Source organism: Caulobacter sp. GW821-FHT10C03 (assembly GCF_059415485.1).
The window spans coordinates 119506-136245 of record NZ_JBWKNI010000011.1; the positions used below are offsets into that span (position 1 = coordinate 119506).

20 protein-coding genes and 2 tRNA genes are annotated in these 16740 nt (G+C 68.3%); 1 reads left to right on the forward strand and 21 read right to left on the reverse strand.

From position 1 onward, the window contains the following. Positions 1-77: 77 nt before the first annotated feature. From glk to zwf, 4 genes are read right to left on the reverse strand one after another with little or no spacing between them, the layout of a single operon-like run. Positions 78-1067, reverse strand: coding sequence for a glucokinase (gene glk, locus AC07NG_RS15820; protein WP_494595035.1), 990 nt, complete (start codon positions 1065-1067; stop codon positions 78-80). Positions 1068-1083: 16 nt separating this feature from the next. Continuing rightward, complete coding sequence (gene edd / locus AC07NG_RS15825; protein ID WP_110119355.1) at positions 1084-2895, reverse strand: phosphogluconate dehydratase; 1812 nt, start codon at positions 2893-2895, stop codon at positions 1084-1086. 5 nt (positions 2896-2900) lie between these two features. Continuing rightward, positions 2901-3602: a 6-phosphogluconolactonase gene (gene pgl, locus AC07NG_RS15830; protein WP_494595037.1), complete on the reverse strand. Its 702-nt coding sequence runs from the start codon at positions 3600-3602 to the stop codon at positions 2901-2903. Beyond that, the gene (gene zwf, locus AC07NG_RS15835; protein ID WP_487290955.1) at positions 3602-5068 is read right to left on the reverse strand and encodes a glucose-6-phosphate dehydrogenase; all 1467 of its coding nucleotides are present in this window, start codon (positions 5066-5068) and stop codon (positions 3602-3604) included. The genes pgl and zwf overlap by 1 nt, the downstream gene beginning before the upstream one ends. Before the next feature lie 199 nt (positions 5069-5267). Between zwf and AC07NG_RS15840 the strand changes: the two genes are divergently transcribed. Continuing rightward, positions 5268-5780 (forward strand): GNAT family N-acetyltransferase, encoded by a 513-nt coding sequence (locus AC07NG_RS15840; RefSeq protein WP_494595040.1) that lies wholly within the window; start codon positions 5268-5270, stop codon positions 5778-5780. Between the two features lie 202 nt (positions 5781-5982). Here AC07NG_RS15840 and AC07NG_RS15845 read toward each other — a convergent pair whose 3' ends face one another. From AC07NG_RS15845 to hisD, 17 genes are all read right to left on the reverse strand, one after another. Then, positions 5983-6132: a hypothetical protein gene (locus AC07NG_RS15845; RefSeq protein WP_199232610.1), complete on the reverse strand. Its 150-nt coding sequence runs from the start codon at positions 6130-6132 to the stop codon at positions 5983-5985. Positions 6133-6201: 69 nt separating this feature from the next. Next, positions 6202-7080, reverse strand: a complete 879-nt coding sequence (locus tag AC07NG_RS15850) for a transglutaminase family protein (RefSeq protein WP_494595042.1) — start codon at positions 7078-7080, stop codon at positions 6202-6204. 304 nt (positions 7081-7384) lie between these two features. Next, the gene (locus AC07NG_RS15855) at positions 7385-8053 is read right to left on the reverse strand and encodes a TetR/AcrR family transcriptional regulator (protein ID WP_494595044.1); all 669 of its coding nucleotides are present in this window, start codon (positions 8051-8053) and stop codon (positions 7385-7387) included. Between the two features lie 151 nt (positions 8054-8204). Continuing rightward, positions 8205-8281, reverse strand: a tRNA-His gene (locus tag AC07NG_RS15860). Between the two features lie 178 nt (positions 8282-8459). Continuing rightward, positions 8460-9200, reverse strand: a complete 741-nt coding sequence (locus AC07NG_RS15865) for an energy transducer TonB (protein ID WP_492856928.1) — start codon at positions 9198-9200, stop codon at positions 8460-8462. Positions 9201-9210: 10 nt separating this feature from the next. Continuing rightward, positions 9211-9645: a biopolymer transporter ExbD gene (locus tag AC07NG_RS15870; protein WP_110133137.1), complete on the reverse strand. Its 435-nt coding sequence runs from the start codon at positions 9643-9645 to the stop codon at positions 9211-9213. A gap of 5 nt (positions 9646-9650) precedes the next feature. Next, positions 9651-10559 (reverse strand): MotA/TolQ/ExbB proton channel family protein, encoded by a 909-nt coding sequence (locus AC07NG_RS15875; protein WP_487290950.1) that lies wholly within the window; start codon positions 10557-10559, stop codon positions 9651-9653. Positions 10560-11150: 591 nt separating this feature from the next. Then, positions 11151-11468 (reverse strand): addiction module antidote protein, encoded by a 318-nt coding sequence (locus AC07NG_RS15880; protein ID WP_494595047.1) that lies wholly within the window; start codon positions 11466-11468, stop codon positions 11151-11153. A 45-nt stretch (positions 11469-11513) separates the two neighbouring features. Then, the gene (locus tag AC07NG_RS15885) at positions 11514-11816 is read right to left on the reverse strand and encodes a type II toxin-antitoxin system RelE/ParE family toxin (RefSeq protein WP_494595049.1); all 303 of its coding nucleotides are present in this window, start codon (positions 11814-11816) and stop codon (positions 11514-11516) included. A gap of 225 nt (positions 11817-12041) precedes the next feature. Next, positions 12042-12117: transfer RNA gene (locus AC07NG_RS15890), tRNA-Phe, on the reverse strand. Positions 12118-12218: 101 nt separating this feature from the next. Beyond that, on the reverse strand, positions 12219-12389 hold the full coding sequence (yacG, locus tag AC07NG_RS15895) for a DNA gyrase inhibitor YacG (RefSeq protein ID WP_110133139.1): 171 nt from the start codon (positions 12387-12389) through the stop codon (positions 12219-12221). Continuing rightward, on the reverse strand, positions 12386-13426 hold the full coding sequence (locus tag AC07NG_RS15900; RefSeq protein ID WP_494595051.1) for a ribonuclease E/G: 1041 nt from the start codon (positions 13424-13426) through the stop codon (positions 12386-12388). The genes yacG and AC07NG_RS15900 overlap by 4 nt, the downstream gene beginning before the upstream one ends. Then, a complete protein-coding gene (locus tag AC07NG_RS15905) occupies positions 13423-14022 on the reverse strand; it encodes a Maf family nucleotide pyrophosphatase (protein WP_494595052.1) in 600 nt (199 codons plus the stop codon). The genes AC07NG_RS15900 and AC07NG_RS15905 overlap by 4 nt, the downstream gene beginning before the upstream one ends. Before the next feature lie 13 nt (positions 14023-14035). After that, positions 14036-14254, reverse strand: coding sequence for a translation initiation factor IF-1 (infA, locus tag AC07NG_RS15910; RefSeq protein ID WP_004617696.1), 219 nt, complete (start codon positions 14252-14254; stop codon positions 14036-14038). A gap of 98 nt (positions 14255-14352) precedes the next feature. Continuing rightward, positions 14353-14811 (reverse strand): arsenate-mycothiol transferase ArsC, encoded by a 459-nt coding sequence (locus tag AC07NG_RS15915; protein WP_494595054.1) that lies wholly within the window; start codon positions 14809-14811, stop codon positions 14353-14355. Between the two features lie 4 nt (positions 14812-14815). Next, on the reverse strand, positions 14816-15292 hold the full coding sequence (locus AC07NG_RS15920) for a UPF0262 family protein (RefSeq protein ID WP_494595055.1): 477 nt from the start codon (positions 15290-15292) through the stop codon (positions 14816-14818). A 21-nt stretch (positions 15293-15313) separates the two neighbouring features. Next, positions 15314-16612 (reverse strand): histidinol dehydrogenase, encoded by a 1299-nt coding sequence (gene hisD, locus AC07NG_RS15925; protein ID WP_494595056.1) that lies wholly within the window; start codon positions 16610-16612, stop codon positions 15314-15316. Positions 16613-16740 lie beyond the last annotated feature (128 nt).

The following is a 16740-nucleotide window of genomic DNA, read 5'->3' on the forward strand; positions in this document are numbered from 1 at the left end:
AGGTTTCTAGACGTCCCAAACGCTGGCCGCGGTCCTCATCCTGAGCCTGTCGAAGGACGAGGACCACGCACTGAGCCCTACGAAATCGAAGCCTGGCCATCCGGCGTCATCGCCACGGCCGCCCCGATCAGGGCGGTATGGGGATGCAGGATCACGTGGGTTGGGATGGCCTTCACGTAGTCCGACAGACGGCCCTTGGCCTCGAAGCGTTCGCGGAAGGCGCTGGCTTCCAGCAGGTCGACGATCCGGGGGGCGATGCCGCCGGCGATGAACACCCCGCCCCGCGCGCCGAGCGCCAGGGCGAGATCCCCGGCCGTCGAGCCGAGGATGGCGCAGAACCGCTCGACCGTGGTCTTGCAGCATTCGCGGCCGGCCACGGCGCCTTCGGTGATGGCCTTGGCGGCCAGGTCCTCGACCGGGCGGCCCTCGATCTGGGCCAGCAGGACGTGCAGGTCCTCCATGCCCTGGCCGGCCAGGATCCGCTCGACCGACACGCGGCCGTACTTGGCCTGCAGGCCGCGCAGGATCTCGATCTCGATGTCGTCGACCGGGGCGAACGAGATGTGGCCGCCCTCGGTGGTCAGAGGGGTATCGCAGCCGTGGCGGCGCACCATGCCGGCGGCGCCGAAGCCGGTGCCCGGGCCGATGATGGCGAGATCGCCTTCGCCCGAGGTCGGCAGCGGGCCGATCTGGCGCAGGTCCTTCGGCGACAGGCGCGGCGCGGCCAGGGCCTGGGCCGTGAAGTCGTTGATCAGGCGGGCGTTACGGAAACCGCCCGTGCGGCGCAGGCTGTCTTCCGACAGGCGCCAGTCGATGTTGGTGAAGTGAACGGCGCCGTGCTCGATCGGGCCCGCCACCGCGACCACGGCCTGGTCGGGATGCTTGACCCCCACCTTGGCCAGATAGTCCTCGATGGCGTCCTCGGCCGTGTCGTAGTCCTCGCCCTTGTAGGCGGTGGGCTCGATCAGGCGGGGATCGGGGCCGTCGAAGTCGACCAGGGCGAAGCGGGCGTTGGTGCCGCCGATGTCCCCGACCAGGCCGAGCCCGTGTGCGTTGGCGCCGTTCATGGGTTTCCCGTTCCCTTTAAGCAAACAGCACGGACGCGCCGGCGTCGGCGGCGCCGACCCCGTGTCGCATCCAGCTGAAAAGTTCGCGCCCGAAGCCCGGCTTGGACGCCGGGACTGGTGCAGGCGTGCGGGCGAGGAGTTCGGCCTCGTCCACATGGATGAAGAGCTCGCCGGTGTCGGCGTTCATGGTGATGACGTCGCCGTCCTGGACGTAGGCCAGAGGCCCGCCCTTGGCGGCTTCCGGCGTCACGTGGATGGCGGCCGGCGTCTTGCCCGAGGCGCCCGACATGCGGCCGTCGGTGACCAGGGCCACCTTGAAGCCGCGGTCCAGCAGCACCGAGATCGACGGCGACAGGTTGTGCAGCTCGGGCATGCCGTTGGCCGACGGACCCTGGAAGCGCACCACGACGACGACGTCGCGCTCCAGCTCGCCGCGCTTGAAGGCGGCGATGAAGTCTTCCTGCTCCTGGAACACCGCGGCGGGCGCGGTGATCACGTGGTGCTCGGGCTTGACGGCCGAGATCTTGATCACGCCGCGACCAAGGTTCCCGGCTAGCAGCTTGAGGCCGCCTTCCTTGCTGAAGGGGTTGTCGACCGGGCGCAGGATGGCCTCGTCCAGCGAGGTCTCCGGGCCTTCGCGCCACTTCAGCTCGTCGCCGTCCAGGTAGGGCTCCTGGTGATAGTTCGACAGCCCGGGACCGGCGATGGTCAGCACGTCCTCGTGGGCCATGCCGGCCTTCAGCAGTTCGCGCACCACGAAGGCCATGCCGCCGGCGGCCTGGAAGTGGTTCACGTCGGCCGAGCCGTTCGGATAGACCTTGGCCAGCAGCGGCACGGCCTTGGAGATGTCGTCCAGGTCTTCCAGGGTCAGGATGATCCCGGCCGCCCGGGCCATGGCCACGATGTGCAGGGCCAGGTTGGTCGAGCCGCCGGTGGCCATCAGGCCGACGACGCCGTTGACCACGGCCTTCTCGTCGATCACCCGGCCGACCGGGATCCAGTCGTTGCCCTTGTGAGTGACGGCGGCGACGCGGCGGGCCGATTCCTTGACCAGGGCGCTGCGCAGCGGGGTGTTGGGATGCACGAAGGCCGAGCCCGGCAGGTGCAGGCCCATCAGCTCCATCAGCATCTGGTTGGTGTTGGCCGTGCCGTAGAAGGTGCAGGTGCCCGGGCCGTGATAGCTGGCGCTTTCGGCGGCCAGCAGTTCGTCGCGGCCGACCTTGCCCTCGGCGTAGAGGGCGCGGATGCGGGCCTTTTCCGAGTTCGGCAGGCCCGAGGTCATCGGGCCGGCCGGCACGAACACCGCCGGCAGGTGGCTGAAGGCCAGCGCGCCGATCACCAGGCCCGGCACGATCTTGTCGCAGACGCCCAGATACATGGCCGCGTCGAAGGCGTCGTGGGTCAGGGCGACGGCCGTGGCCATGGCGATGACGTCGCGCGAGAACAGCGACAGTTCCATGCCCGGGCGCCCTTGGGTGACGCCGTCGCACATGGCCGGCACGCCGCCGGCGAACTGGGCCGTGGCGCCGACCTCGCGGGCGGCCTCCTTGATCAGCGCCGGGTATTCTTCCAGCGGCTGGTGGGCCGACAGCATGTCGTTATAGGCCGAGACTATGCCCAGGTTCGGCGCGTTCGGATCCAGCGCCCGCACCTTGTCGGCCGCCGGCGAGGCGGCGAAGGCGTGGGCCCAGTTGGCGCACGACAGCTTGGCGCGGCCCGGCTGGGCCAGGGCGGCGGCCTCCATCTGGGCGATGTAGGCCTCGCGGGTCGGGCGGCTGCGCTCGACGATCCGCTGGGTGATCTCGGCGATGACGGGATTGAGGGCCATCAGAACTACTCCGCCCAGAGGATGCGGACCGGCACGCGGTCCTGATCGAGAATCTTGGCCACCGGCAGGCTCGGATCGACCGAGCCTTCCAGCAGTTCGCGCTTGGCCTGGCCGGTGACCAGCAGGACGATCAGCGACGTCTGAATCAACGCCTTGAAGGTCAAGCTGATCCGCGGAAGGTCGGGGGCCGGCTCACCTTTCGGCACGGCCAGCACCAGGCGCTCGTTATCGAGGTCCAGCCCCTCTTCCAGCACCGGGTTGCCCGGGAACAGCGAGGCGAAGTGGCCATCGCCCCCCACGCCCAGCAGGGTCACGCCGAACGGCAGGGCCTCGGCGACGCCGGCCTCCGCCGCGTCGGCCGCGGCCTGCGGCGAGGCCGGGTCGGCGTAGAGCGGCGCGAAGCCAGCCTTGGCCGCCTCGCCCTGCAGCAGCGAGCGGCGCACGAGGCCCTCGTTGCTGCTCGGGTCCGACGGCGGCACGAAGCGCTCGTCGGTCAGGGTCACGGTCACCTTGTCCCAGGGCAGGGTCAGGGTGGCCAGGCGCTGATAGACCGGCTCGGGCGTGGAGCCGCCGGTGGCGGCGAACCCGGCCTTGCCGTGGGTCGCCACCGTGGTGGTCAGGGCGTTGGCGAGCGTCGAGGCCGCGGCGTCGTACAGGGCCTCGCGGGTCGGGAAGACTTCGATCTTGGGCATGTTGCGCGTACCCATCACGACTTCCAGGCGCGGCCCTGCGGCGCGATCAGCGACGCGGCGCTGGCCGGACCCCAGGTGCCGGCGGCGTAGGGCGCCGGCTCGATATTGGCTTCGGCCCAGGCCTTGGCCACGCCGTCGACGAAGCGCCACGCGGCCTCGACCTCGTCGCGGCGCACGAACAGGGTGCGGTCGCCGCGGAAGGCGTCCAGCAGCAGCTTCTCATAGGCGATCCGGCGGCGGCTGCCAGGTGCGGCCATGTTCAGCGACAGCGGCAGCGACTGCAGGCGCATGCCCTCTTCCGACAGACCCGGACGCTTGGTCATCACCGACAGCGAGATGTCTTCTTCCGGCTGCAAGTCGATGACCAGGCGGTTGGCCTGCATCTCGCCCTGGGTCACGGCGCCGAAGATGTTGTGCGGCACAGGCTTGAACTGCACGACGATCTGGGTGCGGCGGTCGGGCAGGTTCTTGCCGGTGCGCAGGAAGAACGGAACGCCCGCCCAGCGCCAGTTGTCGATGCCGACCTTCATGGCCACGAAGGTCTCGGTCTTGGAGCCCTTGCCCACCTCTTCGAGATAGCCGGCCCGGGCCGTGCCCTCGACCACACCGGCCACGTATTGGCCGCGGACGGTGTCGTGCGCCACGTTGTCCTTGGTGAAGGGCCGCAGGGACCGCAGCACCTTGACCTTCTCGTCGCGGACGGCATCGGGGTCGAAGCCCGACGGGGCCTCCATGGCCACCAGGCACAGCAGCTGTAGAAGGTGGTTCTGCAGCATGTCGCGCAGGGCGCCGTACTCGTCGTAATAGGGCCAGCGGTCGCCGACCTTCTCGGTCTCGGCGATCGTGATCTGGACGTGGTCGATCGACTTGTTGTCCCACAGCGGCTCGAACAGCACGTTGGCGAACCGCAGGGCCGTCAGGTTCTGGACCGTCTCCTTGCCCAGATAGTGGTCGATGCGGAAGATCTGGCTCTCATCGACCACGGCGCCGACCGCGGCGTTGGTGATCTTCGAGCTTTCGAGATCGCGACCGATCGGCTTTTCCAGGATCAGACGCGTCGTGGGGCCGGTCAGGCCCGCGCTCTGCAGCGCCTGGCAGGCGGACGGATAGAGGCTGGGCGAAACGGCGAAGAAGATCACCAGCGAGTCGTGCGGGCCGATCTTGTCGGCCAGGGCCTTGGCCCCCTCCTCCTTGGTGATGTCGACCGGAAGATAGTCGAGGCGGGCGGCCAGGCGCTCCCAGGCGGCCTCTTCCACGTTGGCGCGCTTGCCCAGGTGCTCGCGCACCAGCTCGCGGTAGCCAGCGCCGGTGAGGTCGCCGCGCGCCACGCCGAAGATGCGCAGGTCATGCGGCAGCAGCCGGTCGACTTCCAGGAAATACAGCGATGGCAGGAGCATGCGCAGGGCTAGGTCGCCGGCGCCGCCCAGCAGCACCAAAACCTCGCGGCCCGTTTCGCCGTCTTCGGTCTTTTTCTTGGTCACTTTTCGTCCACCCTATGACAACGTTGTCATGACACGCCCGTGCGCGCTTGGCAAGCACGCGGTCGTCCCGGCCCCTTGGGCGACCCTGGCGCGCGCCCTACCTAGGCGGTTTGTCGGCCGGTCGCCATAAGACCAATCGCTTTTCGAAAACGCGCGAGGGCGCTTGTCCGCCCAGCCTTTTTCGAGGCATCACCTGCCCATGAGCACGACCCTGCGCCGCGCCGTCGCCGAAGACGCGCAAACCCTGTCCGCCCTGGGGGCGCGCACCTTCACCGAGACCTTCGCGCACCTCTATCCGCCGCAGGACCTGGAGACCTTCCTGGCCTACGCCTACGGCCTCGAGCGCACGCGGCGCGACCTCGCCGATCCCGACAAGGCCAGCTGGATCCTGGAGAAGGACGGGACGGCGATCGGCTACGCCCTGGCCGGCCCCTGCGACCTGCCACACCCGGACGTCCAGGCCGACCACGGCGAGCTGAAGCGAATCTACGTGCTGAAGGACCACCAGGGCGGCGGTAACGGCTCACGCCTGCTGAACACGGTCCTGGACTGGCTGGAAAAGGACGGCCCGCGCCCCCTGTGGATCGGCGTCTGGTCCGAGAACTTCGGCGCCCAGCGCCTCTACGGCCGCCTGGGCTTCGCCAAGGTCGGCGAGTACTTCTTCCCGGTCGGCCAGGTGCGGGATCTGGAGTTCATCCTGCGGCGGGGGTGAGGGCCCGCTTCCCCTTCCCCTAAGCTCGTCATCCTGGCCGCACGCCCGCGAAGGCGGGCGGAAGAGCCGGGACCCAGGGGACTGGGCGCAGCAGTCAGATCAAGCGCCTCACGCAGGGGCCGCCGCCATGCGTCGCCCCCTTGGTCCAGGGCCTGCGGTCCGCTTCGCGGCCCTCCGCCCGGGATGACGATTTTTCGGTGACCTAGTGCCCCGGACGCGGCTCGAACGAGCGCTTCTCGTCCTTCAGGTCCACGCATTCCTTGGCCGGCTTCTGGCCGTGCTGGGCCTTGGGCTCGGACTTGGGGATGCAGTAGTTGGTCATCGGGTTCTGGTGTTGGAACGGCTTCGTCATCATGGCCTCGCCTCCTCCCGCCTCAAATCTCATCCTGCGCGCCTTGCCGGCGCTTGTCGTTGATCTTCGTCATGCCGCTTCGCACAGCCCGTCCTGCTGCTGCACGTCGACCACCACGCTGAGTTCCGAAAGCCCCGGATCGCCGATCACCGTGCCCGACACCGGCAGGGCCTCGGCCGGGGTGCGGGTGGCCGCCACGCGGATCAGGTCCTCGGATTCCGCCAGTCCGTTGGTGGGGTCGAACTCGGTCCAGCCGAGGTCCGGCAGGAACACCTCGCACCAGGCGTGGGTCGCCCCCGCGCCCCTCATCCCGCCGTGCGAAGGGCTGTAGAGATAGCCGGTGGCGAACACCGCGGCGTAGCCCAGCCGTCGCAGGGCCTCGACCATCAGCCAGGCGAAGTCGCGGCAGGTGCCCGCCCCGCGCGCCACGGTCAGGGCCGGGCTCTGGGTGCCTTCGGCCGCCCTGGCCTGATACTCGAACTGGTCGTGGATGGTGGAGTTGAGCCGCAGCAGGAACTCCAGCGCCGGCTCGTCCGGCCGCTCCATCTGCTCGCGCAGCCAGCGCAGCATCACCCGGTCGGCGTCCTCGGTGGCGGGGCGGATGAAGGGGTCCAGCACCGCCCGGTCCTCGCGGCCGTAGACGATGGGCGAGACGGTGTGCGGGTCGGCCACGGCCTGGTCGGTCAGGGGCGCGGGAAAGCGGTCGATGACCAGGCGGCTGGTGATGGTCAGGAAGTCGGCCTTCCCTTCCGGCTGGAAGGTGCAGACGCAGTTGCCGTTGGCGTCGTAGCTCCACCGCGTCTGGCCGGGCAGCGAGGTCGCCAGCGAGGCCTCGACGATGCGGATGGCGTGGCTGTCGCGCGGCCGGATCAGCAGCCGGTGCGGCCCGAACGCCACCGGGCGCTCGTAAGCGTATCGGGTCTCATGAGTGATGCCGAGCCGAGCCATGGGGCCACCTTAACCCTCGGCTTTGACGAACGTTCCTCACATACCGGTGATTCGTGCATACGCGCTAAACCCTCTCTCTTTGAGAGAGGGAGGGGCCCGCCGCGCAGCGGTGGGAGGGTGAGAGGTTTCACCGCTAGCAGGCAAATCCGACGCGTAACGCCGGGCTGTCCGGGATATGCAGGAACGGCTTCCAAGACCCGGCTGAACCGCTGCGCCCTATCTGGTGAGTTTGTTACCTCTCACCCTCCCACGCCTTCGGCGCGGGCCCCTCCCTCTCTCTCAGAGAGAGGGATCTGAAGCCCCCTCAGGCCGCGAACCCGGCCTCGGCGAAGCCCAGCATCCGGTCCAGCAGCGACACCACGTCGGCCTCGCTGGTCTGGCCTTCCGACAGCACGTTCAGGCGGTCGAACTCGGCGAAGCGGTTGTTGTGCAGCATCCCCAGGGTGAAGTGCAGCCGCCAGTAGACCTCCTCGGCCGACAGCTCCGGCCGCGCCTTCAAGAGGGCGTCGGAGAAGCGGCGCAGGTGCGAGACGTCGGTCTTCAGCACGGTGCGGATCTCGTCGGTGCCCTCGCTGCGGGCACGGATCAGGAACTGCAGCGAGATGCGGCGCTCGTGGTCGGGGGCCAGCCAGCGCAGCGGCGGGGTCAGCAGGGCCGCCAGGATCTCTCGCACCGGCGGGGTCCCGGCGTTTCGGTCGTTGGCCTCGTGCAGCATCTTGGCCCGCTCGCGATTGAGCTCGGCCGTGCGCCGCTTGAAGATTTCGAACAGCAGGGCGTCCTTGGAGCCGAAGTGATAGTTCACCGACGCCAGGTTCACGCCCGCGGCGGCGGTGATGTCGCGCACCGACACGTTCTGGAAGCCGTGCAGCGCGAACAGCCGCTCGGCGGCCGTGAACACCAGGTTCTTGGTGACGGCTTCGGTTTCCTGGGCCTCGGCCTCTTGGCCGGCGGCGATCTCGGTGGTCGAACTCAAGACTTCAATCCCCTTACCCATAGGGAACCCTTACAAGCGTTTGATTTCGGCGCAAGCGACAAGATGCGCCGCGGGCTGAGGAATTCTCCAACCGGAGCCAGGAAACGAAAAAGGCCCGGCGTCGCCGCCGGGCCTTTTCAACGTTCTCGCGTGGTACCACCTCTCGGGCTCGAACCGAGGACCTCTAGATCCACAATCTAGCGCTCTAACCAACTGAGCTAAGGCGGCTCCGCGAGAGGCGTGTTCTTAGTCGGACCCGCCGTCGGGATCAAGCGGCGAAAAGCCCCGAAACGGAGAAAATCGCGCCCCGAAAACGCCCCGCTCCGACCGCAGGAGAGAGGGCAAAGAAAAACGCCCCGGAGCGGATGCTCCAGGGCGTCTTCTTGGGATCGTTCCCAGGTCGTCGCTATTGCGGGACCTGGAAGGTGATCGGCACCGTGATCTCGCCGCCGTCCACCGGAGCCCCATCGAGGGTCTTCGGCTTCATGCGGAAGAGGCGCGACAGCTTCAGGGCCGCGTCGCCGAAACCGTAGTCGGCCGGAGATTCCGACACGACCGAGCAGTTCTCGAGCGAACCCTTGGCGTTCACCGTGCAACGGATCGTCGCACGACCACCGGTTTCCGTCCGCTGTGCACGGTCCGGATAGTACCGGGCCATGTCGTCGGCGTTCGGCTTACGCGCCCAATCGGGACGCGTCACGACCGAAGCCCGGGCGGGCGGAGCCGTCACCGGCGCCGGCGGAGCCGACGAGACGATCGGCGGCGCCGTCTGCTCGACCCGCTCCTTGACGGGCGGGATCGGGAGCGGCGGCGGCGGCGTCACGTCCGGCGGCGGCGCGATCGGCGGCCTCGGCTGCACCACCGCGGGAGGCGGCGGCGGAGCGTTGGTCGGCGGCGGCGGCGGGGGCGGAGGAGGCGGCGGCGGAGGCGGCGGAGGCGGAGGCAGCTCCACGTCCACAGCTTCGTCGCTGTACTCCTTCAGCACCGCTTCGAACTTCTGCTTCGCGAGGTACGCGAAGAGGAGCCCGTGCAGCCCGAGGACGATGATCAGGGCCACGCCGAAGGTGCCGAGGCCCTTCTTACGGCGCGGACCTTCCGAGGTCAGCGGATCGTAGTGGCGATGCTCGGGCGTTTGTTGTTCAGCCATGCATCACCCCTCAGCTGTTCTCATCCCGGCCGATAAGGGCCACGCTGTAGAACCCGTTGTCCTGGAGGGCGTTCATGACCTCCATAAACGAGCCGTAGCGAGTCTTTTCGTCCGCGCGGATGAAGATGCGTTCCTTGGAGGGATCGCGTCTGCCGATGTTCTTCGTCAGGTCTTCACCCATCGTGTCGATCGAGGTCCGGTCGTCGCCGATGTACAGCTGACCGTTCGCCTTGATGGAGATGTAGACCGGTTTCGGCGGGTTGGGGGTCGCTTTCGCCACCGCCGGCGGCAGGTTCACTTCGATCGACACGGAGGCCAGCGGAGCCGCCACCATGAAGATGATCAGAAGGACCAGCATGACGTCCACGAAGGGCGTGACGTTGATCTCGCTGTTCTGTTCGACGTTGAACCTGTCGCCGCCGCCACCCGAAAGTTTGGCGGCCATCGGTCTTACGCCCCCTTGTCGAGCTGACGCGAGATAGCGTTCATCAGTTCAGCAACGAAACCTTCCGAACGCGTGCCGTAGGCCGAGATGCGGGTCTGGAAGTAGTTGTAGAAGATAACCGCCGGGATAGCGGCGAACAGACCGATACCGGTGGCGAGCAGGGCTTCAGCGATACCCGGCGCGACGACGGCGAGGTTGGTCGTGTTGGTGTTCGCGATGCTGATGAACGAGGTCATGATCCCGTACACGGTGCCGAACAGACCGATGAACGGACCACCCGAACCGACCGAGGCCAGGAACACCATGCCGCCCGACAGGCGCTTGGCCAGCGAGGCCTGCACCGCGTTGATGGCGTAGGTGGCGCGAGCGATCGTCGAGTCGCGGTGTTCGCCGCCGACTTGCAGACCGGCTTGACGCGACAGTTCGACTTCTTGGGCGGCCGCGGCGGCCATGTCGGCCAGCGGGTTGCCTTCGAATTCTTCCGACGAGCCGATGCGGGCGATGTCCGCGATCGAGCGAGCGCCGCGGAAGGCTTCCAGGAACTGGTCGGTTTGCTTGTTCAGGCTGCCGAACTCGAGCAGCTTGGTGATCAGCAGAACCCACGAGAAGACCGAGGCCAGCAGCAGGCCGATCATCACGACCTTAACGACGATGCCGGCCGCGAGGAACATGCCGACCGGGGTCAGCGAGTGCGACTTCATCTTTTCGGTCGCGGCTTCACCGGCGTTTTCCTCGGCCGGAGCGGCGTCGGCGGCGGGAGCCGGGGTTGCGGCCGGGGTCGCGGCCGGAGCGGCGGCTTCGGCGGCGGCCGGCGCAGGCGCGGCGGCGTCCTGAGCGAAGGCCGGGGCGCTCGCCATCAGCGCCATGGCGCCGACGAGAGCGATGAGGGGGGTCTTCCGTTTAATGTCGAGCATCTGTCGCCAGTTCCTGATTGGTCTAGCACGTTTGGACCGAGGGTCGTCGCGCGAGAGCGTCTCCACCCTAACTTGAAAAGCCCGCTTTCCCACCCGATCTCTCGGATGTTGGGCAGACCCGCTTCGCTGCGCTCGACCCGTTACGCCCCGCTTGGAAGGCTCATGCCCGCCCAGAAGGATCGTTTCGAAGCGCGAGTGACCGCGGCCCCTTTCGAGGCTCTGGTCTTACCGCAATGTTAGAATTGCGGCATGGGTCCTTTGGCAACCCCTTTTCGCACCGTCAAGGGGGCGGCCAGGGCATAAATTTACGACAGTCAGCGCTCGAAAGCGGTTATTGCTGCACTGCACAAAACGCAAATCAGGAATTCAAGGCGGTTTTTCCCTAACAAAGGGAATATTGGCGCCGCATCGCAGCATGCCGACAAAACAGCGATCTCCCGGCGACTGCCCGGAAGCTGGTCAGACAACCTCCTCAGGAGGCGCCTCAGAATCCCTGGCGGCGCTTCCAGATGTCCTGACCGGACAAGAATCCGTCGGCCGGGCGACTTAAGGAAAAGCGGGGAAACGCACGAGAAGTCGGACCCGAGCTTGCTAAGCCGCTTCCGCAGGCTCTCCCATGCGCACCGTCAATTGCAGGCCCAGCGCCTGGGTCACCTTCAGCACGGTCTCGAAGCGCGGGTTGGCGTCCTCTTTCAGCGCCTTGTAGAGGCTCTCGCGGCCCAGGCCGGCCTTCTCGGCCACCTCGGCCATTCCGAGCGCCCGGGCGGCGACGCCCAGGGCGTGCTGGATGTAGGCCGCATCGCCGGTCTCCATCGCGTCCGCCACGAAGAACGCGACATCCTCCGGCCGATCGAGCAACCGCGCGGCGTCGAACGAGACGGTCTCCGTGGACGTGGTCTTCTGGGTCATGGTCATCATCTCCGTTAAAGGCGGCGGCGACCGCCCTCCCCCTGCTCATCCGGGCGGGGGAAGCCCTCGTGCGAGTTCCTTGGCCTTGGCGATATCCCGCTCCTGGGTCGACTTGTCGCCGCCCGCCAGCATCACGATCACCACCTCGCCGTGGCGGACGAAGTAGAGGCGGTAGCCAGGACCCGTATGGATCCTCAGTTCGATCACGCCGTCACCGACCGCCTTGGCGTCGCCGAAATGGCCGTATCCGAGACGCGCAACGCGGGCGGCGACCTGTCGCCTGGCGATCGGGTCGCGCAGGGCTTCGGTCCAGGCGCTGAACTCGACGGTCTGGCGAACCTCGATCATGCCGCAAGTATCCATACGGATACAAATTTGTCAAGGATTTCGTATCCAAACGGATACGCACAGCCACCCCCCACGAATGCCCACGCGATCGGCGCCAACTATGGCCCTGCCCCGCCCCAAGACTGCTCAAGAGCCATGACGCTTGCCCGCAAACGCAGAGGACGCGCTTTTCCAAGCGACGATCCGGGACCTGCGCAACCTGCTGAACTGTGAGGAAAAAGAAGGTGGTGCCTGGGGCCGGAATCGAACCAGCGACACGCGGATTTTCAATCCGCTGCTCTACCAACTGAGCTACCCAGGCCCTTGGACCTTCGAGGCGGTTAAGGCCGCCCCGGCCTCGCCCTACGGCGAGGAGCCGGGTCTATAGGAGAGCCCGCCCGGCTTGTCCAGCGCCCTTTTCGACTAATTGTCGAAGTCTGTGGACAGCGGGTTTTCCTCGTCGTCCTGGGCGCCAGGAACCACGTAGCGGTCCGACAGCCAGCGCTGAAGATCGACGTCCGCGCAGCGCTTGGAGCAGAAGGGCCGGGCCTCCGGCGTCGCCGGCTTGCGGCAGATCGGACAGGGGCTGCTCATGACGCGGAGACCTCGATGCGGTCGTTCGGCCAGCCGGGCTCGGCCGTGACCGTGAAGCGCCGGCCCAGGCGGTCGGCGACGCCGGCGTCGAGGCCGGCGAAGGAATCGGCGACCGACGGCGCGCAGCGGGCTGCGAGGCGCGCGCCGGGATCGGCCCGCCCTTCCCGCTCCAGGGCCCGCGCCAGGCGGCGGGCGGCGTATTGCGGCGTCCAGGCCCCGTTGCGCCCGACCAGGCGCTCCATGACCGGCGTGGCGCGGCGCGGCACGGCCATCTCCAGCGCCCCGAACTTGCTGAGCCCCCCGATGGCGACGCCCGGATTGTCCGGCGCGAAGGCCACGCGGGCGGCCGAGGTCAGGGCCTGGCCGTCATGGCCGCGCCCCACCAGGTCGAACACCACCAGCCCGCCCAGCCCCTTCAGGCGCAGCACGCGGGCGGCGACGGCCAGGGCCGCCAGATTGGCCTGGCGGGCGGCGCGCTTGGCGTCCCCCTCGCGGCCGCCCAGGTCGACGTCGATCGAAACCAGGGCGCGCGTGGCCTCGACGGCCACGTCGCCGCCGCCGGGCAGCGAAAAGACGGTTTCCAGTATATCGGCCTCGGCCGCCTCGACGGCCTCCAGGGCGCGTTCGCCCTGGGTCGGCGAGCCGGACTTCACGAAGTGGCGCAGCTGCTCCTCAAGCGTCGGAGAGGGCGCCAGCACGCGCGGCTCCCCCTCCCCCTCGGCGATGAAGCGGGCCACGGCCGACTTGTCGGCGCGCGAGGCGGTGCGGATCTCGATCTCGACCAGGCCGCCCTGCACCAGCTTGGGCATGTCGGGCTTGATCGGCAGCAGCACGTCGGCGCCGCCCGGCAGGGCCACGAAGGCGGCCCCGAAGGCCTTCTCGATGGATTTCACCCGGGCCACCCCGCGAACGCCCTCGGCGTCCAGCGGATCATCGCCCGGCCACTGCACGATCAGCCGCTCGGGCCGGCCGTCCAGGGTGACGACGCCGACGGTCTCGCCGACGCCCTTGTAGAGGTATGCGCGACGCTCGCTCATGCGGCGGCCGCGCGGCGGGTCCAGCCCCGTCCTTCGAGCATGCAGAGGGTCTCGTACAGCGGCAGGCCGACCACGCTGGGATAGGAGCCCTGCAGGTCGACGATGAAGCCGCCCGCAACGCCCTGCACGCCGTAGCCGCCGGCCTTGCCGCGCCATTGCCCGCTCGCGACGTAGGATTCGAACTCGGAGTCCGACAGCCGCTTGAACACCACCCGGGTCTCGATCACCCGCGAGCTGATCCCGCCGTCCGGACCGATCAGGGCCACGCCCGTCAGCACCTTGTGGGCGCGACCGGTCAGCAGGCCCAGGCAATAGCGGACGTCCGCCTCGCTCTCGGCCTTGGGCAGGATGCGGCGGCCCACGGCCACCACCGTGTCGGCGGCCAGCACGAAGTCGCCCGGCGAGCGGGCGGCGACGGCGCGCGCCTTCTCCTGCGCCAGGCGCAGGGCGTGGCGACGCGGGGTCTCGTCGCGCAGCGGCGACTCGTCGATGTCGGCGGGATCGACCCGGTCGGGCGTTACGCCGACCTGGGCCAGAAGGTCCAAGCGCCTGGGGCTCGCACTGGCCAGGACCAGCGAAGGCTGGGCGACCGTCATGTGCGCGCCCGGCTTACTTGAAGCGGTAGGTGATACGGCCCTTGGTCAGGTCGTAGGGCGTCATTTCCACGAGCACCTTGTCACCGGCCAGCACGCGGATGCGGTTCTTGCGCATCTTGCCGGCGGTGTGGGCGATGATCTCGTGATCGTTCTCGAGCTTCACGCGGAACGTGGCGTTGGGCAGCAGTTCGCTGACCGTGCCGGGAAACTCGAGCAGTTCTTCCTTAGCCATCAGGCCTCTCAAAAGGGGTTCAATAGCAACGCGGCCCGCGCGACCCGAAAACGAGTCGTGACGCGAGCCGCGGCTGCGAGGCGGGGCTTATAGCGCATTCACCCCCCAAACGTCGATGGTGTCCCGAAACGCCGACGAATCGCGGCCGAAAGCATGTCGCGAACCTCGCGATAGGCCGTCAGCATCGCCTCGCGCGAGCCCTCGGTCACCAGGGTCGGATCGTGGGTCGGCCAGTACTCGATCTCGACCGAGCGGTCGCGCGACAGCTCCACGGCCCGGTGCTGGGCTTCCGGCGTCAGCGACACGACGACGTCGAAGCTGTCGTCCTCCAGCTCGGCGAAGGTCTTGGGCTTGTGGGTGGCCACGTCGACGCCCAGCTCGTCCATCACCGCCACCACGAAGGGGTCGATCCCCTCCCCGGCCGGATCCGGCTTCAGGCCGCAGGAGTCCACGTACGCCCGCGTGCCATAGAAGCGCTTGAACAGCGCCTCGGCCATCGGTGAGCGCACGCGGTTGTAGTTGCAGGTGAACAACACCGCATCGGGCAGATCCGACACGCGCTCAGCCCCGCCAGTGCAGCGCGCAGATCAGGGTGAAGAGGCGCCGGGCCGTGTCGAGGTCGGTCTTGACCTTCCCCTCCAGCCGCTCGCGCAGCAGGCCCGAGCCCTCGTTGTGCAAGCCCCGCCGGCCCATGTCCAAGGCCTCGATCTGCTGCGGCGTCGAGTTGCGGATCGCCTGGTAGTAGCTGTCGCAGATCATGAAGTAGTCGCGGATCACCCCGCGGAACGGCGACAGCGACAGCAGGTGCCGCTTCTCGTAGCCGCCGCCGACGATGTCGAGCGCCAGCCGGTTCTCGATCAGCGAGAGCTTCAGGTCATAGGGCCCGCTCTCGGCCTCGGCCGGCTGGAAGTAGTTGCCGTCCAGCAGGTCGAAGATCGCCACCTGGCGCTCCTGCTCCTGGTCGCGCGAGGCGGCCGCCAACGAATCCTCGTCGATGGCGATGCTCTTCAGGAAGTGCTTGCTGCGGTCTTCGGACATCTTGGCGGCGAGGTTGGCGCGTCAGTCTTTGGAAGGCAACCGGCCCGGAAGCCGAATGGACGCCGACAGGGCGTGGGCCGGCAGCCCCTCGGCCTCCGCCAGCGCCGCCGTGTGCGGACCAAGGATGCCGAACGAGGCCGCGTCGCACTTCACGATCGAGGTGCGCTTGATGAAGTCGTAGATCGACAGGCCCGACTGGAAGCGCGCCGCGCGGCTGGTCGGCAGCACGTGGTTCGAACCGGCCACGTAGTCGCCGATGGCTTCCGGCGTCAGGCGGCCCAGGAAGATCGCCCCGGCGTGGCGCACGCGGTCCGACAGAGCTTCCGGGTTCTCCAGGGCGAACTCGACGTGCTCGGGGGCGATGGCGTCCACCAGGGCCGGGCTCTCGTCCAGCGGGGCGATGATCACCGCGCCGTGGTCGCGCCACGAGGCGGCGGCGTCCTCGCCGGTCGACAGGGTCTTCAGGCGCTCGGTCACCACGGCCTCGACGGCGGCGGCGAAGTCGGTGTCGTCGGTGATCAGGATCGACTGGGCGGCCGGGTCGTGCTCGGCCTGGCTCAACAGGTCGGCGGCGATCCAGTCGGGATTGTTGTCCTTGTCGGCGACCACGACGATCTCGGACGGACCGGCCAGGGCGTCGATGCCGACCACGCCGTACAGGCGGCGCTTGGCGGCGGTGACATAGGCGTTGCCGGGGCCGACAATCTTGTCGACCGGCTGGATCGGACCGGCCCCGTAAGCGAGAGCCGCGACGGCCTGGGCCCCGCCGATGCGCCAGATCTCGGTGACGCCGGCTTCCTTGGCAGCCGCGAGCACCGCGGGCTGCAGTTTTCCGGGCGGGGTGACCATGGCGATGCGGTCGACGCCCGCCACCTGGGCCGGCACGGCGTTCATCAGCACGGTCGAGGGATAGGCCGCCCGGCCGCCGGGCACATAGACGCCCACGGCCTCCAGCGGCGTCCAGCGCCAGCCCAGCTCGACCCCGGCCTCGTCGGTCCAGGCCTGGTCGGCCGGACGCTGGCGAGCGTGATAGACGCGAATGCGTTCGGCGGCGAAGGCGATGGCCTCGCGCACCTCTTGCGAACACTCGGCGGCCCCGGCCTCGATCTCAGCGGCGGTGACGCGGACGGTCTCTTCCGTCAGGTCCACCTTGTCGAAGCGGCGGGTGTAGTCGAGCACGGCGTCCAGGCCGCCATGCTTGACCGCCTCCAGCACGTCCGCGGTCGCGGCGTCGACATCGGCCGGCGAACCGCGGCGCTCGTCGAGAAAGGCCTTGAAGGCCTGGGCGAAGTCGGGGCTGGAGAAGTCGAACCTGCGCATGGCGCCTAGATGCGCGTTTTTTCCGCCGGGGCAAGGGAGAAATCCCCCATCCGCCATCAGCCCGGCCTCCCGGCCTTGGTTCTCGCCGCGCGCGAGGCTAAACCCAAGCTTGAGTTTGTATGAGCTAA